The sequence below is a fragment of the Arthrobacter sp. JCM 19049 genome, from assembly GCF_001310435.1.
The window spans coordinates 1-798 of the sequence record NZ_BAXF01000778.1 but is presented as its reverse complement, the minus strand read 5'-3'; the positions used below and the strand labels follow the sequence as shown (position 1 = coordinate 798).

Genomic DNA, 798 nt, shown 5'->3' with positions numbered 1-798 from the left:
CGCCCTGGCCATCCCGCACGGCTACGTTGGCCTGGTGCACCCGCGCAGCGGCCTGGCCGCGAAGCACGGGATCACCGTGCTGAACGCGCCGGGCACCGTGGACGCCGGCTACCGCGGGGAAATCATGGTGACCCTGCTGAACACCGACCCGCACGCGACCTTCGAGGTGCAGCGCGGGGACCGGATCGCCCAGCTGGTGATCCAGAAGGTGGAGCAGGCCCAGTTCACCGTCGTGGATTCCCTGGATGAGACGGTGCGCGGCGCGGCCGGATTCGGTTCAACGGGCGGGTTCAGCTCGAACTAAGTACCCTAGAGGTAAACCACAAGAGTTTTAAGGACGAGATGTTTTTCAAGCGCAAGAAGCGGCAGCAGGAACAGCAGCCGGTTGAAGACGGTGCGACCCAGCAGGCGGCCTCCGGCACCGACGCGCAGGACGTTGCCCCCGGCACCCCGCAGCCGGTGACCGGACCGTTCGACATCAAGGACATTGACAACCCGGACGACTACCTGAACTTCGGTTCCCTGCTGATCAAGCCGATGACCGGGCTGAAGGTTCGCATGGACATCGAGGACCAGACCAAACGCGTGATTTCGCTGTCCCTGGAACTGGCCGAATCGCGCGTGCAGCTGCAGGCGTTCGCCCGTTCGAAGTCCGAGGAACTCTGGCCGGGCATCTCCAGCAAGATCGCCGAGGACATCACCGGCCAGAACGGGAGATCTTCACCCGCGACGGCGACTACGGCAAGGAGCTGCTGGCCAAGGTGCCGCAGCAGCTGCCCGACGGCCGGGCCGGACACG

Annotated in this window: 2 protein-coding genes; both read left to right on the top strand. The window is 65.4% G+C overall.

Features of this window, described 5'->3' with window-relative positions:
- On the top strand, positions 1–304 hold a 304-nt coding region (dut, locus tag JCM19049_RS16190), incomplete at its 5' end, for a dUTP diphosphatase (RefSeq protein ID WP_054822056.1).
- 38 nt (positions 305–342) lie between these two features.
- On the top strand, positions 343–798 hold a 456-nt coding region (locus tag JCM19049_RS16185), incomplete at its 3' end, for a DUF3710 domain-containing protein (protein WP_279403432.1).